Annotated in this window: 16 protein-coding genes; 10 read left to right on the plus strand and 6 right to left on the minus strand. The window is 63.0% G+C overall.

The annotated features are described in order from the left end of the window. A partial coding sequence (locus AAHK20_RS08305; protein ID WP_449180986.1) for an ABC transporter permease occupies positions 1–703 on the minus strand: 703 nt, incomplete at its 3' end. Between the two features lie 34 nt (positions 704–737). Beyond that, positions 738–1,778: an ABC transporter substrate-binding protein gene (locus tag AAHK20_RS08310; protein ID WP_449180987.1), complete on the minus strand. Its 1,041-nt coding sequence runs from the start codon at positions 1,776–1,778 to the stop codon at positions 738–740. Positions 1,779–2,151: 373 nt separating this feature from the next. On the opposite strand from AAHK20_RS08310, the gene AAHK20_RS08315 reads away from it, so the two are divergent. Further along, positions 2,152–3,099 carry an alpha/beta fold hydrolase gene (locus tag AAHK20_RS08315; protein WP_449180988.1) on the plus strand — a complete coding sequence of 316 codons (948 nt, stop codon included), beginning with the start codon at positions 2,152–2,154 and terminating at the stop codon, positions 3,097–3,099. Positions 3,100–3,136: 37 nt separating this feature from the next. Here the strand turns inward: AAHK20_RS08315 and AAHK20_RS08320 are convergent, their stop codons facing one another. Beyond that, positions 3,137–5,212, minus strand: a complete 2,076-nt coding sequence (locus AAHK20_RS08320; protein WP_449180989.1) for a putative bifunctional diguanylate cyclase/phosphodiesterase — start codon at positions 5,210–5,212, stop codon at positions 3,137–3,139. Positions 5,213–5,458: 246 nt separating this feature from the next. Between AAHK20_RS08320 and AAHK20_RS08325 the strand changes: the two genes are divergently transcribed. The 7 genes from AAHK20_RS08325 to AAHK20_RS08355 all read left to right on the plus strand — a co-directional run bounded on the left by AAHK20_RS08325 (position 5,459) and on the right by AAHK20_RS08355 (position 15,991). Continuing rightward, positions 5,459–5,773 (plus strand): hypothetical protein, encoded by a 315-nt coding sequence (locus tag AAHK20_RS08325; RefSeq protein ID WP_449180990.1) that lies wholly within the window; start codon positions 5,459–5,461, stop codon positions 5,771–5,773. 232 nt (positions 5,774–6,005) lie between these two features. Further along, entirely contained in the window at positions 6,006–9,707 is a 3,702-nt protein-coding gene (locus tag AAHK20_RS08330) for a PAS domain S-box protein (RefSeq protein WP_449180991.1), read from the plus strand. 3 nt (positions 9,708–9,710) lie between these two features. Further along, positions 9,711–10,916 (plus strand): response regulator, encoded by a 1,206-nt coding sequence (locus tag AAHK20_RS08335; RefSeq protein WP_449180992.1) that lies wholly within the window; start codon positions 9,711–9,713, stop codon positions 10,914–10,916. After that, positions 10,913–12,145, plus strand: a complete 1,233-nt coding sequence (locus AAHK20_RS08340; RefSeq protein ID WP_449180993.1) for an EAL domain-containing response regulator — start codon at positions 10,913–10,915, stop codon at positions 12,143–12,145. Before AAHK20_RS08335 ends, AAHK20_RS08340 begins: the two co-directional genes overlap by 4 nt. A 133-nt stretch (positions 12,146–12,278) precedes the next feature. Continuing rightward, positions 12,279–14,027, plus strand: coding sequence for a sensor histidine kinase (locus AAHK20_RS08345; RefSeq protein WP_449180994.1), 1,749 nt, complete (start codon positions 12,279–12,281; stop codon positions 14,025–14,027). A 33-nt stretch (positions 14,028–14,060) separates the two neighbouring features. Continuing rightward, positions 14,061–14,513 carry a response regulator gene (locus AAHK20_RS08350; RefSeq protein WP_449180995.1) on the plus strand — a complete coding sequence of 151 codons (453 nt, stop codon included), beginning with the start codon at positions 14,061–14,063 and terminating at the stop codon, positions 14,511–14,513. Further along, positions 14,510–15,991, plus strand: a complete 1,482-nt coding sequence (locus AAHK20_RS08355; RefSeq protein WP_449180996.1) for a PAS domain-containing protein — start codon at positions 14,510–14,512, stop codon at positions 15,989–15,991. The genes AAHK20_RS08350 and AAHK20_RS08355 overlap by 4 nt, the downstream gene beginning before the upstream one ends. A gap of 20 nt (positions 15,992–16,011) precedes the next feature. On the opposite strand, the gene AAHK20_RS08360 is transcribed toward AAHK20_RS08355, so the two are convergent. The 3 genes from AAHK20_RS08360 to AAHK20_RS08370 all read right to left on the minus strand — a co-directional run bounded on the left by AAHK20_RS08360 (position 16,012) and on the right by AAHK20_RS08370 (position 17,779). Further along, on the minus strand, positions 16,012–16,416 hold the full coding sequence (locus AAHK20_RS08360) for a DUF2471 domain-containing protein (RefSeq protein WP_449180997.1): 405 nt from the start codon (positions 16,414–16,416) through the stop codon (positions 16,012–16,014). Positions 16,417–16,454: 38 nt separating this feature from the next. Beyond that, positions 16,455–16,736, minus strand: coding sequence for a CppA family protein (locus AAHK20_RS08365; protein ID WP_449180998.1), 282 nt, complete (start codon positions 16,734–16,736; stop codon positions 16,455–16,457). Positions 16,737–16,855: 119 nt separating this feature from the next. Next, positions 16,856–17,779: a LysR family transcriptional regulator gene (locus AAHK20_RS08370; RefSeq protein WP_449180999.1), complete on the minus strand. Its 924-nt coding sequence runs from the start codon at positions 17,777–17,779 to the stop codon at positions 16,856–16,858. Positions 17,780–17,877: 98 nt separating this feature from the next. On the opposite strand from AAHK20_RS08370, the gene AAHK20_RS08375 reads away from it, so the two are divergent. Then, the gene (locus AAHK20_RS08375) at positions 17,878–18,978 is read left to right on the plus strand and encodes an alkene reductase (protein ID WP_449181000.1); all 1,101 of its coding nucleotides are present in this window, start codon (positions 17,878–17,880) and stop codon (positions 18,976–18,978) included. A gap of 106 nt (positions 18,979–19,084) precedes the next feature. Further along, the gene (locus tag AAHK20_RS08380) at positions 19,085–20,071 is read left to right on the plus strand and encodes an aldo/keto reductase (protein WP_449181001.1); all 987 of its coding nucleotides are present in this window, start codon (positions 19,085–19,087) and stop codon (positions 20,069–20,071) included. Positions 20,072–20,097: the final 26 nt, after the last annotated feature.

The raw sequence follows: 20,097 nt of genomic DNA on the forward strand, positions 1-20,097 counted from the left end.
CGATCATCGATGCGATCACGACCATCGACAACGCCATCATCGTCGTCTGATTGATGCCGGCCATGATGCTCGGCCGGGCCAAGGGCAACTGCACGTTCAGAAGCAACTGCCAGCGCGTCGTGCCGAACGCGCGAGCCGCTTCGACGACTTCGGCGTCCACATGCCGGATGCCGAGATCGGTCAAGCGAATCAAAGGCGGCAGCGCGTAGATGATGGTCGCGAAGATCGCCGGTACTTTGCCGAGACCGAACAGCATCAGCACCGGGATCAAGTACACGAAGCTCGGCAGCGTTTGCATGATGTCGAGGATCGGCAGCAGGATGCGCCTGAGCCACGCGCTGCGAGACGTCAGAATGCCGAGCGGCACGCCGAGCACGACCGACAGCACGGTCGCCACCAGCATCAACGCGAGCGTCTGCATGAGTTTGTCCCACAGCCCGAAGCAGCCGATCGCGTAGAGCAGCAGCACGAAGAAGCCGGCGACGGAAAGACGCCGCGTCGCGTTCCACGTGAGCAGCCCGATCGCAATCAGCAGCAGCCACGGCGGCACTGCACGCAGCGCGCCTTCGAGCGGCACCAGCAGATACCGCAAGAGCGTGGTGCTGAAGTCGTGGAAGCTGTCGCCGTACTGCGCGACGAACGATTGCACGGCGTCGTTCACCCAATCGGCGATCGACAAGTGTAGGAAAAACGAATTCATCATCAGCTCTCGCGTATCGGCATTCAGCTAGCAGCCATTAGCTCGCCAGGCTCGCCTGGATCTTCGTAGCGACGTCGGCCGGCACCCACTGCTTCCACATCTCGGGATGCGTCTTCAGGAAGTCGGTGGCCATCGTGCTGCCGTCGAGCTTCTTGGTGTTCATCTCGAGGATGGTCGAGTTCAGGAAGTCCATCGGGAACTTGACCTTATCGAACAGCGTGATCAGCTGCGGATCGGCTTGGTAGAACGGCGTCGATACGCCCACCGTGATGTGCGAGACCATGTACGACGACGCGCATTGCGAAGTGCTGCTTTCGTTACGCAGCGTCTGCCAGCAGGCGTCGTTGTACGCCGGCATCTTGAGCTCGGTGAGCTTGTACTTCGCCATCAGCGCGGCCGGGCCCCAGTAGTAGAAGAGGATCGGCTTGCCTCGCTCGTAGGCCGACGCGATCGCCGCATCGAGCGCCGCGCCCGTGCCGGGGCGGAAGTTCGTGTACGAATCGTCGAGCTTGAGCACCTTCAAGAGACGCGTGTTCACGCGCTCGCAGTCCCAGCCCGAGGGGCAGTTCAGGAAGCGGCCCTTGTTGGGCTCTTCGTCGTCGGTGAAGAGGTTCTTGTACTTCGGCAGATCGGAGACGGAAACGAGGCCCGGCGCCGATGGTTTGATGCCGCGCGCGGCGTCGCCCTTCACGACGTATTCGGGCACGAACCAGCCCTCCTTCGTGCCGCCCGGCAGCGTGTCGCCGACGAGCTTGACGCTGCCTGAAGCAACGGCCTTCGCGGTGATCTCGCTGCGGCCGGTCCATTGCTCAGCCCAGATCTGAATGTCGTTGTGGGCGAGCGCGGTTTCGGTGGCGGCCGTGCTGCCCGGCACGACGTCGGTCTTGCAGCCGTAGCCCTTCTCGAGAATCTGCCGCAGCACTTCCGTCGTGAACGAGCCGCTTTCCCAGGTGATGCCGGCAAAGTGCACGGTCTTGCCGGAAGCGCACCAGTCGCTCGGGCTGGCCGCGTGAGCCGCGCCGCTCGCGGCGAGCACTGCAGCGGCGAAGAGCGCCGCGCGAAGTTGTTTGAATCGCATCGTTGACCGTCTCCAATATGAATGTCGTTCTAGGACTTGTATTTGTACCGACCACACCCTGACCCGTTATGGGTAAAGCAGGTAGCGTGATTGTGCTGTCGAGCCCGGCTCCCGAAGAATGGATTTTTTATGGGATTGGGTATGAGCCTGGCTCAATTTCGGGTTTCTACCGAGCGGGGGAATAGCGTTCGTCGTCTTGTTCCATTTTTTCGAACGTTTCTCTCGATCCGGCGGCACGTCTAACCTGCATGTACATCACACAATGACCGCAAGCATCCGGGTGTGGTCAGTCGAGAGGCCTTCAAGCGTGTCCATGGCTGAATTCGTCCTCATTCGGATTTTTCGAACGAATTGGCTTGCCAAGGAGAACGTGATGGAATCGGTTGAACATTGGCTGCGCCGGGCAGGCGCGGCACTGATTGTGCTGCTGGCGTTTCAGGCGAATGCGAACGCGGCGGGCGCCGCAATCGAGGAACATTCGCTGACGGTGAACGGCGTCGAGTTGCACTACCTGGAGGCGGGCGCCGGGAATGGCACAACCGGCACGCCGGTGATTCTGCTGCACGGCTACGGTGAGACCAGCCATATGTGGTTGCCGCTCATTGCGAAGCTGGCCCGAAACCATCTCGTGATCGCGCCGGACTTGCCCGGCGCCGGAGCCTCGGGGATTCCCGCCGGCGGTTATGACAAGAAGACGATGGCCCAGGACATCCACGCGCTCGTGCAGGCACTTGGGCTTCGCGACGTCGATGTGGTGGGCCACGATATCGGCCTGATGGTGGCGTACGCCTACGCCGCCCAGTATCCGGGCGAGACCCAACGCCTCGCGCTAATGGATGCGTTCCTGCCGGGTGTCGGCAACTGGCAGCAATACTATTATTCGGGCGCAAAGTGGCATTTCGTCTTCTATGGGGACACGCCGCTCAAGCTCGTGCAAGGCCGTGAGCGGATTTATTTCGAGCATTTCTGGAACGATTTCGCCGCCAATCCCGAGCATTCCGTGTCCGAGGCGGACCGAGAGCTCTACACGAGCGTCTATGCGCAGCCCGGCCGCATGCGCGCGGGCTTCGAATGGTTCCATGCGTTCCCGCAGGACATTCAGGACTTTCAGCAGTTCGCTAAAACGCCGCTGCAGATGCCGGTTCTCGTACTCGCGGGCGAGAAAGCCGCGGGCAATTTCCTGATCGACCAGACCCGTGTAGCGGCCGTGGACGTGCAAGGGGAGGTGATCGAAGGCGCGGGCCACTGGCTCATGTCGGAAGCGCCTGAACGGACGATGGCGGCGCTCGTCGCATTTCTCGATGGCGGCCCGGCGAGTTGAGTCTCACGCGCCGGCTCCCGGAGCGCGGAGCGCATGCTCACGCTTGCGAGCTGACGGTCCGCTCCTGGAGCAGCGTGGCGAATGCATCCGCGGTCAGCGGCTTGCCGAGCAAGAAGCCTTGCATTTCGTCGCACAGCATCGCTTTCAGCTTCTCGTGCTGCGAAGTGGTTTCGACGCCTTCGGCCACCACGTCCATATCGAGCGAGTGTGCGAGCGCGATGATGGCCGAGACGATCGCGCCGCCCTCGTGGCCCTGAGCGTCGAGACCGTTGGTGAAGAAGCGGTCGATCTTCAGCTGCTTGACCCGGAAGCGCTGCAGGTAGGCCAGGCTCGAATAGCCAGTGCCGAAATCGTCGATCGCGATCTCGAAGCCGTTTTTTTGGAATTCGTGGATCATCTCGATCGTTTTGGCCGCGTCCTGCATCGCCACGGTTTCGGTGATCTCGAACATGAGTTGCTCGGGCGGAACCCCTTCGTCACGCACGATATCGAGCATCGTCGCCACGAGGTCGGGCTGTCCCAGCTGGCGCGGCGACAAGTTGATCGCCACCTTCGTCGACGGCAGCCCGGCGGCTTCCCAGCGGTTGATTTGCCGGCACGTCTCGCGCACGACCCAATTGCCGATCAGCACGATTTGTCCCGAACGTTCCGCGACCGGAATGAACTCCAGCGGCGCAAGCGGCCCGAGCTCCGGGTGATTCAGGCGCAGCAGCGCCTCGGCGCCGGCCAGCTCGCCGTTCTCGCCGCGAAACTTCGGCTGAAAATGCAGCGAGAAATAGTGCGCGTCGAGCGCTTCGTGCAGCGCGTTCTGGATCTGCAGCTCGCGCGTCGCCGCTTCGTTCATGCCCGCTTCGAAGAAACGATAGGTGCCGCGGCCGGCGCGTTTGGCCTCGTACATCGCGGCGTCGGCGTGCTTCAGCAGCGTGTCGACGCTGTCGCCGTCCCGCGGGAACAGCGCGATGCCGATGCTCGGCGTCACCTGCAGCGGCTGACCATCCATCCACGCCCCTTTGCGCATCCGGTCGAGCACGGTTTCCGCGACTCTTTCCGCGCCGGCCGGCGACTCGACGTTTTCGAGCAGCACGACGAATTCGTCGCCGCCCAGGCGCGCGACGGTGTCGTCGCCATGCACGCAATGCAAGAGCCGCTGCGCGAACGCTTTCAAGACTTCATCGCCGACCGAGTGTCCGAGCGAATCGTTGATGGTCTTGAAGCCGTCGAGATCCATGAACAGCACGGCAAAGAGATTCCCCGTGCGGCGCGAGGTTTGCATCGCGCGCTCGATGCGTTCGCCGAGCGTTCGGCGATTGGGCAGATCGGTCAAGGTGTCGAACGTGGCCATGCGGACGATCTGGCCGTTGAGCTGCGACACCGAGCCGGCGAGGAGCGCCGCCCTCACGTCGAAGCGCGACATCATGAGCGCCACGGTGAGGATGGCGAAGGTGAACAGCGTGATCGTCGTCGCGAGCCACTGGGAATCGATGCCGGTCGCGGCGCGGCAGATCGAGCCAAGCGGAAACTCGGCGGCCGCCATGCCGGTGTAGTGCATGCCGGTGATCGCGACGCCCATGATGAACGCCGCGCCGATGCGCTTCGTCACGACGCGATGCTGCTTCGCGTCGCTGAGCGTACGCGCGATCCACAACGCCGCGGTGGCCGCGGCGATCGCGATGGCGACCGACGCAGCGAAGAGCGCCGGATCATAGTGAATGTCCGGCTGCATCTTCAGCGCGGCCATGCCGGTGTAATGCATGCCGACGATGCCGAGCCCCATGAGCACGCCGCCGCCCGCAAGACCCGTCAGCGCGAGCGTCGAGCGGGTGACGACATAGAGCGCGAACCAGGAGACGAGGATCGCGATAGCGAGCGAATAACCGGTGATGGTCAAGTCGTAGCCGAGCGGAATCGGCAGCGAGAACGCGAGCATCCCGATGAAATGCATCGACCAGATGCCGATCCCCATGGCCGCCGCGCCCCCGGCGAGCCAGACGTGGCGCGCGCGCGAGTTCGCCAATTGGGTAATTCGGCCCGACAGGTCTAGCGCTGTATACGAAGCCAAAGTGGCAACGGCAAGCGATAGCGTGACTAGCCAAAAGTTGTACGTGCTTTGCATGTCAATCCGATCGCGAAAAAAATACGCGTTGTCTGGTTATCGGCAGCAAATTTTGATTATTTAGTGCGCGATCGTCGTCGTGCAACGGACTGTTGTGAATTCTGAAACTTGAACGCGTTTGGATCGTCCCTATCTCGAAACTCTTTAACAAAACGGGACTAGCTTTGACGGCAGCCGCCGCCTCATCGGCCGGCCGCCTATAGTCCGGATTGCCTTCATTGGGCTACAGCTTTTCGGAGCAATGGAATGCTGAGATACGCAAAATTCACTACGGCTGTTTTCGCGGCGGCACTGCTCGGCGCATGCGCGAGCGGCTCGGCCATCACGCCCACCGGGCAGGCCGATACCTACGTGATCACCACTCAGGCCGCGGGAGGTTCGCTGGCATGGGGCAGGGCCTTGAATCAGGCCGACGACCGCGCGGACGCGTTCTGCAAGCAGCGCGGCATGCTCGCGTCGACCAAGTTGGCGAGCACGTCCGGCTTTGGCGCGATGGAGACGCATGAAGCGACGGTGACCTTCACCTGCCATCCCGACTGGGCGACCGCCCGCAAGAATTGATGGCGGCCGGGCAAGGCCGTGATCACGAGCGGTATCGGTCATGACCGCGCTTGAGCTCCCAATCCCATCAGCACAGAGATCTCAAAAGCAACAAATCGGCCATCGCCAGCCTCGGGCGGGTCGGGATAAATACGTATGATGAATAGGCGGGCGGCGCCGATAATTCAGCCACGGCGCCCGCTCGTGCGTGCCGGCCTTTCGTTTCACGGCCTACGGGCCTGGAGCACGGCTTATGGACGTAACGCCAATACAGTTGCCGCTCGTCCGGCGCGCAAGCCAGGCGTTCGCGATGTTGCGGCGGCGCTTTGCCCGCTTTCAACTGGCGAGCCTGATCGTGATCGCGGCGCTTTGGATTGCGTTGGGCGCGTTCGTCGCATGGGACGCCGGCTCCGAGATCCGAACGGCGCGTGCCGGCGCGACTGCCCTGGCCGATGCGCTGTCCGCGAACACCGCCCGCGTGCTGCGCGAGGCCGAACAGGTGGCGGCGTTTGTCGCGCTGCAGGTGCGCAACGATGGGGTGGCGATTCCGCTCGCTCAATATGCCGACGACGGCATCCTGAAGCTCGACGTGTTCGTGCAAGTCGGTGTGATCGACGCGCATGGCGTGCTTCGAGCCTCGACGCTACCCGGGTTCAAGCCGATCGATCTCTCCAGCCGGGAAAACTTCCGGATCCACATGCACGACCCGAGCACGGCGCCGATGGTCGGCAAGCCGTTGATCGGCCGCACTAGCGGGAAGCCCCAGTTCCAGCTGTCGCAGCGCGTCGACGGCCGCGATGGCAGTTTTCTCGGCGTGGTGATCGTTTCGGTCGATCCCGCTTACTTCACCGAGGTCTACAACAGCCTGAGCATCGGCAGGAGCGGGCTCGTTCTCGTGCTCGGCACGAACGATTTCGTCGTCCGGGCAGGGGGGGCCGGTTCCGGCCGCGGCAACGCGTTCGGCGCAACGCTGCCGCCGAGCGACGCGCTGCGCCGCGCGCTCGAGCACTCGCCGTCGGGGACGCTGCGCATGCGGTCGTTCGTCGATGGCGCCGACACCGTCATCAGCTATCACACGCTCAAGGACTACCCCCTCGCGGTGGCGGTCGGCTATTCGACTGGTGAGTACTTGTCGGCATGGCGCATACGAAGCGCTTTCCTGCTGATTGCGGCCGTACTGCTCACTGCGCTGATCGTGATTACCGACCGTCGAACCTCGCAGCGAGCCGCGGCGCTCGGGGACAGCGAACGACGCTATCGCCAGTTGATCGAGCGCTCGCCCTACGCCGTATTGGTCCAACGCGCCGGCATCGTGACGTTTGCCAATCCGAAAGCCCTGGCCACGCTCGGCGCGAGCTCCGAAGCCGAGTTGCTGGGTCAGCCGATCAGCCGGTTCGAGCATTTCGTGCATCTCGATCACCTCGCCGGCATGGGCCGCCGTGGTATCGGCGACCGGATGCAGCCGAGATTGCAGAGCGGCGCCGAAGCCCAAGCGCTGGAGCAAACGTGGGTGCGTCTGGATGGATCGAAAATCTTCGTGGAAGTGACGGCAGTCCCCTACGACGAGAACGGCGAGCCCGGAGCGATCGTGCTACTGCACGACATGACCCGGCGCAAGCAGGCGGAGGCCCAGCGCGACCAGCTTTTCGAGCTTTCGTTGGATCTCATCTGCATCGCTTCGCCGGACGGCTACTTCACCCGCGTCAATCCGGCGTTTTCGGAGGTGTTGGGGTGGACCGAGGACGAGCTGCTGTCGCGTCCGTTCATCGAGTTCGTCGTGCCGGACGATCGACAGGCCACGAGCGAGGCGATTCAGGAGCACCGTTCGGGCGCGCCGCTGGAGCAGCTGGAAGTCCGCTTCATCTGTAAGGACGGCTCGATTCGATGGCTCGGCTGGAATGCCGTCGTCTTGCCCGACGGCACCGCCTATGCGACCGCGCGCGACGTGACGGAAAGCCGAAACGCCCAGCAGTTGATCGAGCAGGCGCGCTCGGACGCCGAAGCCGCTTCGCGCGCCAAGAGCGCCTTCCTCGCGATGATGAGCCACGAGATCCGCACGCCGATGAACGGTGTGATCGGCATGATCGAAGTGCTGACCCGCTCCGAACTGTCGGGCGATCAGAAAGACATGGTCCGCACGATTCGCGACTCCGCGTCCGCGCTGCTCAAGCTCATCGACGACATTCTCGACTTCTCCAAGATCGAGGCCGGCAAGCTGCAAGTGGAGTACGCCCCCGTGTCTGTGGAGGAGCTGATCGACGGCGTATGCATGTCGCTCGCCATGGTCGCCGAGCAACGCGCCGTCGCGCTGCGCACGTTCGTGTCGCCGGACCTGCCGGCTCTCGTGCTGTCGGACGACACGCGGCTGCGCCAAATTCTCTACAACCTCGTTGGCAACGCGATCAAGTTTTGCGGCAACCGCGCGAGCGATCGCGGCCAAGTCTGGGTTCAGGCTCGGCTTTCAACGGCGCCGCTCGAAGTGCATATCGAAGTGCGCGACAACGGGATCGGCATGTCGCCCGAGACGCTCGCGAAATTGTTCCGCCCATTCAGCCAGGCCGAAGCGTCCACCACGCGCCGCTTCGGCGGCACCGGCCTCGGCCTCGCGATTTGCCGCCGGCTCGTGGAATTGATGAACGGCGACATTTCTGTGACGAGCCAACCCGGCAGCGGTTCCACCTTCATCGTGCGCTTGCCGCTGCTGCAGGCGCCGGAACAGCCGGAGCGGAATTTGCCGGATCTGAGCTCAGTCGCGTGCTTCGTGGCCGCATCGCCGGACTTCGAAAGCGCCGACGTCGTCAGCTATCTGCAAAGCGCGGGCGCAACGGCCGCCGTGCTGCGCTATGTCGACGCCGCGAGGTGCGCGCTGCCAGCCACGCACGGGCCGGCCGTGCTCGTGCACGATGGCCGCGCCGGGAGCGTCGAGCCGGAATCGATCGGCGCCGAGCTCGCGCCCCGGCAGTTCAGTCAGGTGCTGATCACGGCCGGGTACACGCTCGCGCCTGCCGCGCATAGCGAGAACGTGATTGCCATCGGCCGGCAGGCATTGCGCCGCCGCACGCTGCTCGATGCCGTGGCGATGGCGAGCGGCGGGATGCTCTGGCACGCGGCCGGCAGCATGCCGTCCGAACGTGGACGCGCCGCGCTGCCGGAGCCCGTGCGCCGGTCTCCGAATGTCGCCGGCGCGATCATCCTCGTCGCTGAAGACGACGCGATCAACCGCAAGGTGATCTCGAGACAACTGGCGCTGCTCGGTTATGCCGCCGAGATCGCGTCCCACGGCAAGGAAGCCTTGCGCATGTGGCAGCCAGGGCGCTACGCGCTTCTGCTCACCGACCTGCACATGCCGCACATGGACGGCTACCAGCTGGCTCAGGCCATTCGCAGCGAGGAGGCGCAGCACGGGCATCCGCGCATGCCGATCGTCGCGTTGACCGCCAACGCCATTCAGGGCGAAGCCAACCGGGCCAGGCAACTGGGTTTCGACAATTACCTGACCAAGCCGCTGAAGTTGAATCAGCTGCAGCAGGTGCTCGAGTGCTGGATCGCGCCGCCGGACGCGCCGCAGTCGTCGGGCCTCGCGTCGTCTTCCTCGCCGCCCGCCGCCTCGGCGGTGGACATCGACGTATTGAAGGGCATCGTGGGCGACGACGCCGAGATCGTCGGCGAGCTGCTGAAGGAGTATCTGGATTCCGCGGGCGGCCTGGCGGACGATCTGCGCCGGCACGCGCGCGAAGCGCTGCCGCGTGAAGTCGCCGCCGTCGCGCACAAGCTCAAATCGTCGTCGCGCTCGATCGGCGCTCTGGGCCTCGGAGACCTTTGCGCCGAGCTCGAGAACGTCGCCAGACAGGGCGGCGCCGAACCGCTTTCCGAACTGGTCGCTCAGTTCGATACCGCCTTCAGCGGCGTGAGCGACGAAGTGCATCGGCTATTGCAAACCGTGACAGGAGCGTGACGAATGAAAACCAGTCCCTCGATCCTGGTGGCAACCCATGCGAGCGCCGACGCCGATCTGGTCGCGCGCCTGCTCGCCGACGAGTTCGACAACGTCCAGCTATCGACGAAACCGGAATACGCGGTGTCGGACTTCGAGAAGCATCTGCCGTCGATCCTGATTCTCAGCTTCGATACGCTCGAAGAAGCCGAGCGTTACTACCTCGGCTTGTACCGGCTCAGCAAGGTCATCCACACCGTCCCCCACAAGACGATCATCTTGTGCAACAAGGACGATCTGTGGCGCGTCTACGACCTGTGCAAGAAGCAGCAATTCGACGACTACGTGCTGTTCTGGCCGGCGACGAATGACGCCCCTCGGTTGCGCATGGCCGTGCATCATGCTGCGCGCTTGTTGGAGCCGCTCGCGCCCGATGCCGTGATGCCGGGGCAGCTCGCCGCCCAGGCGCGGCGCATGGCGGCGCTCGAACCGAAATTGGCCGAGTTCACGCGGCACTTCGCGCAGGAAATCGACAGCACGAGTGCCGCGGCCCGAGCCGCCGAGCGTGCGCTTGACGCCGCGAACGGGCACGTCCCGAACCCCGCCGACTTGCGGCGACAGTTCCAATCCGTGGGAGCGTCGGTCGAAGCGCTGCGGCGGGTCATCGGCGACTTGACGAGCGCCATCGCGCCGCAGCTCGAGGCGGCGCGCACGATGAGCGGGCTCGCCGAACGCATGCGGCCCGTGGTCCTCGCCGTCGACGACGACGACTTCCAGCGCAAGCTGCTGCAGAAGCTCCTTACCGGCGCCAAGGTCGATCTGGCGTGGGCCGCGAGCGGCACGGAAGCGCTGGCGATGATGTGGAAGCAGCGTCCCGATCTCGTGCTCATGGACGTGGAGCTGCCCGATCTGAACGGCGTCGAAGTCACACGCCGGCTCAAGGCGGTCGAACAATTCGCCGAGATTCCCGTGATCATCACGACGGGGCACAGTCAGAAGGCGATCGTGATGGAAAGCTTGACGGCCGGCGCCGCGGATTTTCTGGTCAAGCCCTTCGACCGCGCGCATCTGCTCGACAAGCTCAGAACGTTTCTGCCCGGCAGCGTCGAGGGATCGACTCAGCCCGACGGCGGCGCGGCTGCGCATCCGGACGCATCGGTGGCGCCGTTGCCGCGCCACGCCGATGCGAGAGAGCCCGATAACGGCAACACCAGCCGCCTCACACCATGAACACGCCCGAGCGCACCACCAAGGTTCTCATCGTCGACGATGAGCCGTTCGCTTTGAAGCTGCTGTCGCGGCAACTCAATCAGCTCGGCTTCCACGAGGTGTTTTCATGCGAGCGTGCGCAGGAGGCGCTCGCGATGCTCGAAGATGGCGGCGAATCGATCGATCTGGTCTTGAGCGACCTGCAAATGCCGGAAATGGATGGCGTCGAATTCGTTCGGCGGCTTGCGAACGCGCGCTACGAAGGCACGCTCATGCTGGTGAGCGGCGAGAACCCGCGGCTCTTGAAAAGCGCCGAGCGGCTCGCGTCGGCCCAAGGGCTGCGCGTGCTCGGATCGCTGACCAAGCCGCTGACGCAGGAACAATTGCGCGAGTGCCTGAGCGGCGTCCCGCAGTCCGCAAGCAGGTCAGCGGAAACGAGCGGTGCGTTCGACTTCGAACCGGACGAGTTGAAAGCGGCGATTTCGAACGGCGAAATCGTCACCTACTACCAGCCCAAGGTCGCAACGGCAACGGGCGCCATCGTGGGGGCCGAGGCCCTCGTTCGCTGGCGGCATCCGAGGCTGGGCTTGATCGCACCGGCTTGCTTCATCGGCATGGCCGAGGACCATGGGTTCATCGACGATCTGACGCAGGGTCTCGTCAAAGCGGCGCTCGCTTGCGCGCGGGAGTGCAAGACGGCGTTCTCGCCGCACTTCAAGATCGCCATCAATTGCTCGATGGACAGCCTGAAGACGCTGCAATTTCCGGAGGCAGTCGCGCGCATTGCCGAGGGGGCCGGCGCCGAGCTGTCCGACCTGGTCGTGGAAGTGACCGAAACGCGGCTCACGAGCGACCGCGTGGCGTCGCTCGACGTCTTGACGAGGCTGCGCCTGAAGGGGGCAAGCGTCTCCATGGACGAGTTCGGCACGCGCCAGTCCTCGTTGGCGCAACTGCGCGACGTGCCGTTCGACGAATTGAAGATCGACCGCAGCTTCGTGCAAGGCGCGCTGCGCGATGCGTCGCAGCGGGCGATCGTCGAGGCGAGCCTGGCCCTCGCCAATCGGCTCGGCATCCGAACGGTCGCGACCGGCGTCGAAAATGCGGAGGATTGGACGTTCGTTCGAACCACCTCGTGCGAAGTCGCGCAGGGATTTTTCATCGCCCGGCCGATGCCGCAGGAGGACCTGCCGCGCTGGGCCGCGGACTGGCGGACCCGGCTGCCGGATCTCCTGGCGGAAGTCGCCCTGTAAACCGTGTCGGCATGTGTCCCGATATCCTGCCAACAATGACAGTACCCGCCCGCATCGGCTCGACCTAGCATCGAAGCCTGCCACGCACAACGCATGCGTCCGCCTGTAACGCCAGCTCTCGGGGGATGTTGAGATGGCCATCGTCGTCAAGCGGCTGGGGAAAAATGCATCGCGCTGGATCACTCTCGGCCTGTGGACCGCGGCCGGTTTATTGCTGCTGACCGCCGGCGTCGGCGCACTCGGCACGGTACGCCTCTATAACAGCGAAGCCGAGGTGTTCCGCTCGAACGAGGTCATCGTCAGTCTCGAACAACTGCTCTCGCTGGCCAAGGACCTGGAGACCGGTCAGCGCGGGTACGTCATTACCGGCCGGCCGAGCTACCTCGAGCCCTACACGACGGCACTGTCGAACATCGGGCAGCAGTTCGACCGCCTGGCAGGACTGCTGAACGGCGATGCGCTCCAGCAGCAGCATCTCGCCGAGCTGCGCGCGCTGTTGCTCAAGAAGCAGGCGGAGCTGGCGGCCGTCATCGCGGCTCGTCAAACGGGCGGTTTCGACGCTGCGCAAGCGATCGTGCTGGACGACAGCGGGAAAGTCTTGATGGACCGTGCGCGCACGCTCGCACATGACATGGAGCTGTCCGCCCGGCGCGAACTGGCCTTGCAGCGCGAGACCGCCGTCAGGACACGCAACCTCGCGATCGCGACCGGGCTCGCGTCCGGTGCGCTGACGCTGTTGGTGTGCGTCGCGTTCGGATACTTGACGCAGCGCATGCTGCTGTCCGAGGCGCGTGCCGAGGAACGCTTCCGGCTCGCCGTGGAAGCCTCGCCCAACGCGATGATCATGGTGAATAGCGTTGGGCACATCGTGCTGGTGAACTCGCAAGCCGAAAAGATGTTCGGCTACGCGCGCGACGAACTGATGGGGCAGGGGATCGAGATGCTCGTGCCCGAGCGCTTCCGCTCTAAGCATCCCGCTTATCGCGACGCATTCTTTCGCGACCCGCACAGCCGCCCGATGGGAGTCGGGCGCGACCTTTACGGCTTGCGCCGCGACGGCACCGAGATGCCGATCGAAATCGGCCTCAATCCGATCGAAACCTCCGAGGGCATGTTTGTCTTGAGCGCGATCGCCGATATCACGGAACGAAAGCGCGCCGAGACGAATCTGCGCAGGCGGACCGAGGAGCTGGCCCGCTCCAACGAGGATCTCGAGCAGTTCGCCTACGTTGCCTCGCATGATCTGCAAGAGCCGCTGCGCGCGGTGGCGGGGCCGCTGCAACTGCTGCAGCGCCGCTACCAGGGCCAGCTCGACTCGCGGGCCGACGAGTTCATCGGGCACGCGGTGGACGGCGCCACGCGCATGCAGGCGCTCATCGACGACCTGCTCGTCTATTCCCGCGTGGGGCGGCCGGACGATGCGCGCCAGCCGACCGATTGCTCGCAGGTGCTCGATCAGGCGCTCAAGAACTTGAGCGCGTTGGTCCAGGAGTCCGGCGCTCAAGTGACCCGGGATGCGCTGCCCGTCGTCCGGGCTCTCCCGACCCAGCTGCTGCTCCTGTTTCAGAACCTGGTGGGCAACGCCATCAAGTTCCGGCGTCCGGACGGCCCCGTGCACATCCACGTCGGCGCCCGCGCCGAGGAGGACGGGTGGCGGCTGTGGGTCAAGGACAACGGGATCGGCATCGACCCGCAATACTTCGAGCGGATCTTTCTCATCTTCCAACGCTTGCATACGCGACGCGAGTACCCCGGCACGGGGATCGGGCTCGCGCTATGCAAGCGCATCGTCGAGCAGCACGGCGGCCGGATCTGGGTGGAGTCCGGCCAGGACGAGGGCACGACATTTCTCTTTACGCTGCGCAAGGAGTTCGTCGAGTAATCAGGATAACGATGTAAATAACAGGAGCAGCCGATGATCGTCGACCAAACCGGCAGTTTGGTTCATATCCTCTTGGTGGAGGACAGCCCGACCGACGTCATGATGACGCGCGAAGCCATGGAGCACTACAAGGTCCTCAATCCGCTTCACGTCGTGGACGATGGGGTGGCCGCGATGGAATACCTGCGGCGCGAAGGCCAATATCAGTCGGCGCACCGGCCCGGGCTGATCATTCTCGATCTCAACCTGCCACGCAAGAGCGGCCGGGAAGTGCTCGAGGAGTTGAAGACCGATCCCGAGTTCAAGAACATCCCCGTCGTCATCTTGACTACCTCGAAGGCGGAGGAGGACATCGCGAGATCGTACGGGCTCCATGCCAACTGCTACATCACGAAGCCCGTGGATTTCGACAAGTTCATCGACGTGGTGCGGACCATCAACGACTTCTGGTTCGGCGTCGTCACACTGCCTCCGGATCAGTCTTGAGCACGCCGCGAACCATCCGGATTCTGCTGGTCGAGGACAGTGCCACCGACGCTTTGCTGCTCGGCGAAGCGCTCTCGGAGGTGGTGGATTTCGAGCCCCAGCTGATTCGTGCCGAGCTGCTGTCCCAGGCCTTGGCAGAGGCGCAGGCGACACACCTCGATGTCGTGCTGCTCGATCTGGGCCTGCCCGACGCGCAGGGCGTCGAAACGTTCCGCACGTTTCGTCGGCACGCACCCGACGTGCCGGTGCTCGTGCTGACCGGGCTCGACAATGCGTCGGTCGGTTTGCTCGCGATCCAGGAAGGCGCGCAGGACTATTTGCTGAAGAAGGAAATCCACGCGTCGCTGTTGGGCCGCGCGATTCGCTACGCGATCGAGCGGCACCGCGTGGCGGCGGCGCTGGCGGCGAGCGAAGAGCGGTTTCAACTCGCGGTGAGCGGCGCCACGGCCGGCTTGTGGGACTGGAACCCGCAAACGGGCGCGATGTACTTTTCGCCCCATTTCAAGGAAATCCTGGGCTACGAAGACCATGAAATGCCCAATGTCGCCCAGGTGCATGAGGACGCCATCCACCCGGACGATGTCGAACTGGTCGCGGCGAACCTGAAGGCGCATATGGAGCACAAGCGCGACTACAACGTCGAGTATCGCGTGCGCACCAAGTCGGGCGACTTCCGCTGGATTCAGTCGCGCGGGCAGGCGCTGCGCAATGCGTCCGGCGAGCCTTATCGCATCGTCGGCTGGATCATGGATGTCACCGATCGCAAGCGTGCCGACGAAGCGTTGCGCAGCTCTCGCGAAGAACTGCAGCGCCTGTCGGCGAACATTCAGCAGATCCGTGAAGAGGAAAAGACCCGCATCGCGCGCGAACTGCACGACGATCTAGGCCAGCAGCTGACCGCGCTGAAAATGGAAGTCATGTTTGCCGAAGACGAACTCAAGCGTGCCGAGGCCGTCACGTCGAGCGAGGCCCTGCACAATCTCTACGCGCTGATCGATCAGCTGGTTCACTCTGTGCGGCGGATCGCGACGGACCTGCGTCCGGTGATACTCGACGATCTTGGCCTGATGCCGGCGATCGACTGGCTCGTCAAGGATTTCTCGGCGCGTTACGACGTGCGGGTGATCACGCGCGTCGACGCGAGGGACATCGCGTTCAGCCAAGACAGCGCGACGGAAGTGTTTCGCATGGTTCAGGAGGCGCTGACGAATATCGCGCGCCATTCGCGCGCCACCGAAGCGACGCTCGAGATCGTGCGCGACGAGCCGTACTGCATCGTGCGGATCGCCGATAACGGCCGCGGCGCCGCAAGCGATGCGCGCCCGGGCCTCAATTCGTTCGGCTTGCTCGGGATGCGCGAGCGCGCCGCGCGGCTCGGCGGCGAGATTCGCGTCCGCACGGCGCCCGGGGAGGGTTTTGGTCTGACGATCACTTTGCCGCTTGCGACCGTCGAGGCTCAATTGCTCCCTGACTCTTGAAGCTGACTGCAAGGGGGCGACTAGTCCTGAGTGGCCGCATCGGTAGCTTCGGCCTGTACCAGTGCGCGCACGAGTAGGTACACGACTGGCAAGTTGTCGTCGTCACGTCGCCAGTCGACGGGTTCGTCGAGATCCATCGCGGACAAACGACTGTCCTCAAACCGGACAAATGTCGAGCGTACTGCCTCGTTGTGCCTCGCCCGGAAGCCCCGATTCTCAAAGACCTGTTCGTCGATGGTCAGCAGCGTGCGCCAGGTCGGCAACCGCGCGCCACTTGAGTAACGGCGACGGCCACTGTCGAGGTGACGACCTGCGATCGTGGCAATGATCTGCTGGAGGTCGAGCGACGCGCTGCGGAGTGCGCGTTCGAGGGCGACAGGATTGACGTCGTGAACATCCATATCAAGAGCAGAGTCGTTAATCATAGGGTTATCTTCCTGAGGACTCGCGGCAACTCGCGGCATCAAACCTGATGCTTCAACAACGCCTTGTTTCGCTGTGCCAGCAACTGGCGGATCTGGGCAAGATGGTTATCGCCGACCGTGCAGTCTTCAACAGGCCGGCTCTGCTGGTGAGGCGTGGGTGGGCGTACGCCGAGATAGCGGCATACCGCGGACAGGTACGGTTTGCCGTTGCCTCCCAGATGTCGCGCAGCGGCAACCACGCGCACGTCTCCGACATGCTTGCGCAACCACGCAAGCGTTTCGCGATCACCGTCGTTCAAGATGCGGATGAGTTGATTCATGGCCGATCCTGTATATAAAAACAGTACTGTGAATTTATACAGTATTCGGCCAAGACGCAAGCTAATTCGCGGGAAGTTGGACTCGGCGGAAAGAGGGTGCAGATGGTAGACAGTTGCCTTCAACTGTCGATGCGTTCTACGCCGCTATTGGCGGTTCGCAAATCCCGAAACTCGGCCGCCATGTAATCCGAGAATGCGCGTGCGGACGGCTTCGCGGCTCGGCCTGCCGGAAGCACGACATTGATGTCCGCCGATCCCATCTCCCAATCGGGCAGCACGCGCACCAGTCGGCCCGTTTCCAGTTCGGTTATCACGCTGAGATCGCCTGTCGAAAGAATGCCGAGCCCGGCGACAGCCGCCGCCACGGCTGCATCCGTGCCATTCAGGAAAAATCGTCCTTCGACGCGCACCGAGCGGGTCATTCCGTCACGCTGAAACGCCCATCCTTCAATGCCTCGGCCGGCAGAGCTGACGATGGTTGCGTGGTCCGCAAGATCGCGCGGGGCCGACGGAGTTCCGGCCTTGGCCAGGTAGGAGGGCGCTGCAACGACGACACGGCGCACCGTTCCGATTTTGCGGGCAATGGCCGTGGAATCGCCAAGAACGCCGATGCGGACAGCGACGTCGATCGATTCGCCGACAAGATCTTGCCGATCATCACTGAGGACGAATTCCATGCGCAGACCGGCGTGCTGATCGGTGAAACGTGCCAGGCGCGGCAGGACAGCACGTATCGCGAAGCCGGAGGAGGTGGCGACGCGCAGCAGGCCGCGCAGCTCGCCGGTTCCGCGCGCGGCGTGATCGGCCTCTTCCAGAGCAGACAGGATGGACTCGATACGAGACAGATAGTCGGAGCCTGCCTCGGTGAGCGTCACAGCTCGCGTGGTTCGAACAAATAGCGCGACGCCGACTTGCTTTTCGAGGGCGGCCACGATCCGCGACGCCGAAGGCTGCGAAATGCCCATCTCGCGCCCAGCAACGGAAAAACTCCCGCTCCTCGCGACGCGGGCGAACAGTTGCAACGAGAAGAACCTGTCATTCATTCAGAAATTGCATTTAATAAAGTCGATTTTTCAGACTACCGCGAATTTCTGAATAAGCCAATCATTGCTCGAAGTTACCCCCCCGAAATGTGTCGGCCATGACCTCTTCTAACCAAGCGATTCTCTTCACGCCCTACGCGCTCGGCGAACTTCAACTCAAAAACCGTGTGGTGATGGCGTCCATGACGCGCGGCCGGGCGCGCAATGCCGAACTCGCGCCCACAGAACTTCATGTCGAATACTATCGACAGCGAGCGGCCGCTGGCCTCATCTTCACCGAAGGCACCTGGATCAGCCCTCGAGCAATCGGATTCATCAACGCTCCCGGCCTCTTTACCGAACGGCAGATCGAGGGCTGGCGGGCCGTCACCTCGGCCGTGCATTCCGAAGGCGGGACAATATTCGCGCAGCTTGCTCATGCCGGGGCGATCTCGCATCCCGACTTTTTCGACGGCGAGCTACCCGTCGCCCCGTCCGCTGTTAACCCACGCCTGAAAGCATTCACCCCTGGAGGGTTCAAGGATACGGTGACGCCGCGCGCCATGTCGCTTGAAGAAATCGGCTCGACCATCGCCGACTATGGGACGGCTGCGAGAAATGCCCGGGAGGCCGGCTTCGATGGCGTGGAACTGCATGCCGCAACCACGTATCTCCTGCCGGAATTCCTCAACAGCGCGCTGAATATCCGCGAAGACGCTTATGGTGGCAGTGCGGAGAACCGAACGCGGATCGTCCTGGAGGTTCTCGACGCGCTCATCGCGGTCTGGGGAGCAGGGCGTGTCGGCATCAAGATCAGCCCGGCGCTCGCAATGGGTGGCTTCGGACTGACCGACAAGACGATCGAAACCTACGACTACCTTGTTGACCGTCTCAATGAACTTCCGCTCTCTCACCTTCAGGTCGGCAGAGCGCTGGACAACTTGTCGGGCACGCCCATCGCCGCCTTGCAAGACACGATCGGCTACTACCGCGCCCGCTTCAACGGCACCTTGATTGCGAACTTCGGCTTTGATGGCGCCTCCGCCAATACGGCGATCGAAGACAAGCAAGCCGATCTGGTCTCCTTCGCCAAACCGTTCATCGGCAATCCCGATCTCGTGCGACGCCTTCGCGAGGGCCTGCCGCTCGCATCCTCATCCGCGGAGACTTACTACCAAGGTGGACCGCAGGGGTATATCGACTACCCCGCCGCTCCCTGAGGTGACAACCCGCAAACGCGGAAGTATCGGAAACCAATCCGGCTTGAAACACCACAACCTATAACGTAGCGGCGAGCCAGTCTGCGAATCGGAAAGGAAGATAGCTATGGAAATGAGAACGCTTGGTAAAAATGGTCCCCGTGTTTCCGCGATGGGCCTCGGCTGCATGCGGATGTCGAGTTTTGCGGGCCCGAAGACAAGCACCGACGCGGAGGGTATCGCTACCATTCAAGCTGCCTTGGACTCAGGAATCAATTTCTTGAACACCGGCGACTTTTACGGAATGGGACACAACGAGCTGCTCGTCGGTAAAGCGATTGAAGGTCGGAGGGACCAAGCGCTTATTAGCGTGAAATTTGGCGCCCTTCGTTCCCCCTCCGGGCAAATGTTGGGCATTGATACTCGGCCGAACGCTGTGAAGAACTTCGCGGCCTATTCGCTTCAGCGACTCGGCGTCGATGTCATCGACATTTACCAGCCTGCTCGCATCGACCCGAACGTGCCGATTGAGGAAACGGTTGGGGCTATTGCCGACCTTATCAAGGAAGGGAAAGTGCGATACCTGGGTTTGTCCGAAACAGGCGCTGAAAATATTCGGCGTGCCCACAAGGTGCATCCTGTGACCGCTCTTGAAATCGAGTATTCCCTTGGAACGCGTTTCATCGAGGAGGAAATCCTGCCTACCGTCAGGGAGCTTGGCATCGGGCTGGTCGCTTATGGGGTGGTCGGTCAAGGGCTTCTGACTGGTTCAGTGACCAATGACCTCCCGGCAAACGACTTTCGTCGCCAGTTTCCAAAATTCGACAAGCAGAACCTTCCAAAGAATCTAGAAAAGGTTTCGCTCCTCGAGCGCATGGCGAATGAGAAAAACTGTACGACGACGCAATTGGCAATAGCGTGGGTGATGTCGAGGGGTGAAGACATCGTGCCGCTGGTCGGAATGAGTCGTCCTGAACGTGTGGCGGAAAATCTCAGGGCTTTCGATGTGACGCTTACCAAGGAAGATCTCGACGAGCTCGATCGGACGTTTGCACCGGGAGCAATCACAGGGGACCGCTACCCCGCTCAATCCAAACACCTGGCGGCCAAATAGAAAAGGTGTTTAGGCGTATGAGAGAC

The sequence above is a fragment of the Trinickia camelliae genome (assembly GCF_053525655.1).

What these genes read in the sequence shown, in the direction of transcription:
- AAHK20_RS08310 (WP_449180987.1), bottom strand. Translation starts at nt 1,778, where the DNA reads ATGCGATTCAAACAACTTCGCGCGGCGCTCTTCGCCGCTGCAGTGCTC.
- AAHK20_RS08315 (WP_449180988.1), top strand. Translation starts at nt 2,152, where the DNA reads ATGGAATCGGTTGAACATTGGCTGCGCCGGGCAGGCGCGGCACTGATT.
- AAHK20_RS08320 (WP_449180989.1), bottom strand. Translation starts at nt 5,212, where the DNA reads ATGCAAAGCACGTACAACTTTTGGCTAGTCACGCTATCGCTTGCCGTT.
- AAHK20_RS08325 (WP_449180990.1), top strand. Translation starts at nt 5,459, where the DNA reads ATGCTGAGATACGCAAAATTCACTACGGCTGTTTTCGCGGCGGCACTG.
- AAHK20_RS08330 (WP_449180991.1), top strand. Translation starts at nt 6,006, where the DNA reads ATGGACGTAACGCCAATACAGTTGCCGCTCGTCCGGCGCGCAAGCCAG.
- AAHK20_RS08335 (WP_449180992.1), top strand. Translation starts at nt 9,711, where the DNA reads ATGAAAACCAGTCCCTCGATCCTGGTGGCAACCCATGCGAGCGCCGAC.
- AAHK20_RS08340 (WP_449180993.1), top strand. Translation starts at nt 10,913, where the DNA reads ATGAACACGCCCGAGCGCACCACCAAGGTTCTCATCGTCGACGATGAG.
- AAHK20_RS08345 (WP_449180994.1), top strand. Translation starts at nt 12,279, where the DNA reads ATGGCCATCGTCGTCAAGCGGCTGGGGAAAAATGCATCGCGCTGGATC.
- AAHK20_RS08350 (WP_449180995.1), top strand. Translation starts at nt 14,061, where the DNA reads ATGATCGTCGACCAAACCGGCAGTTTGGTTCATATCCTCTTGGTGGAG.
- AAHK20_RS08360 (WP_449180997.1), bottom strand. Translation starts at nt 16,416, where the DNA reads ATGATTAACGACTCTGCTCTTGATATGGATGTTCACGACGTCAATCCT.
- AAHK20_RS08365 (WP_449180998.1), bottom strand. Translation starts at nt 16,736, where the DNA reads ATGAATCAACTCATCCGCATCTTGAACGACGGTGATCGCGAAACGCTT.
- AAHK20_RS08370 (WP_449180999.1), bottom strand. Translation starts at nt 17,779, where the DNA reads ATGAATGACAGGTTCTTCTCGTTGCAACTGTTCGCCCGCGTCGCGAGG.
- AAHK20_RS08375 (WP_449181000.1), top strand. Translation starts at nt 17,878, where the DNA reads ATGACCTCTTCTAACCAAGCGATTCTCTTCACGCCCTACGCGCTCGGC.
- AAHK20_RS08380 (WP_449181001.1), top strand. Translation starts at nt 19,085, where the DNA reads ATGGAAATGAGAACGCTTGGTAAAAATGGTCCCCGTGTTTCCGCGATG.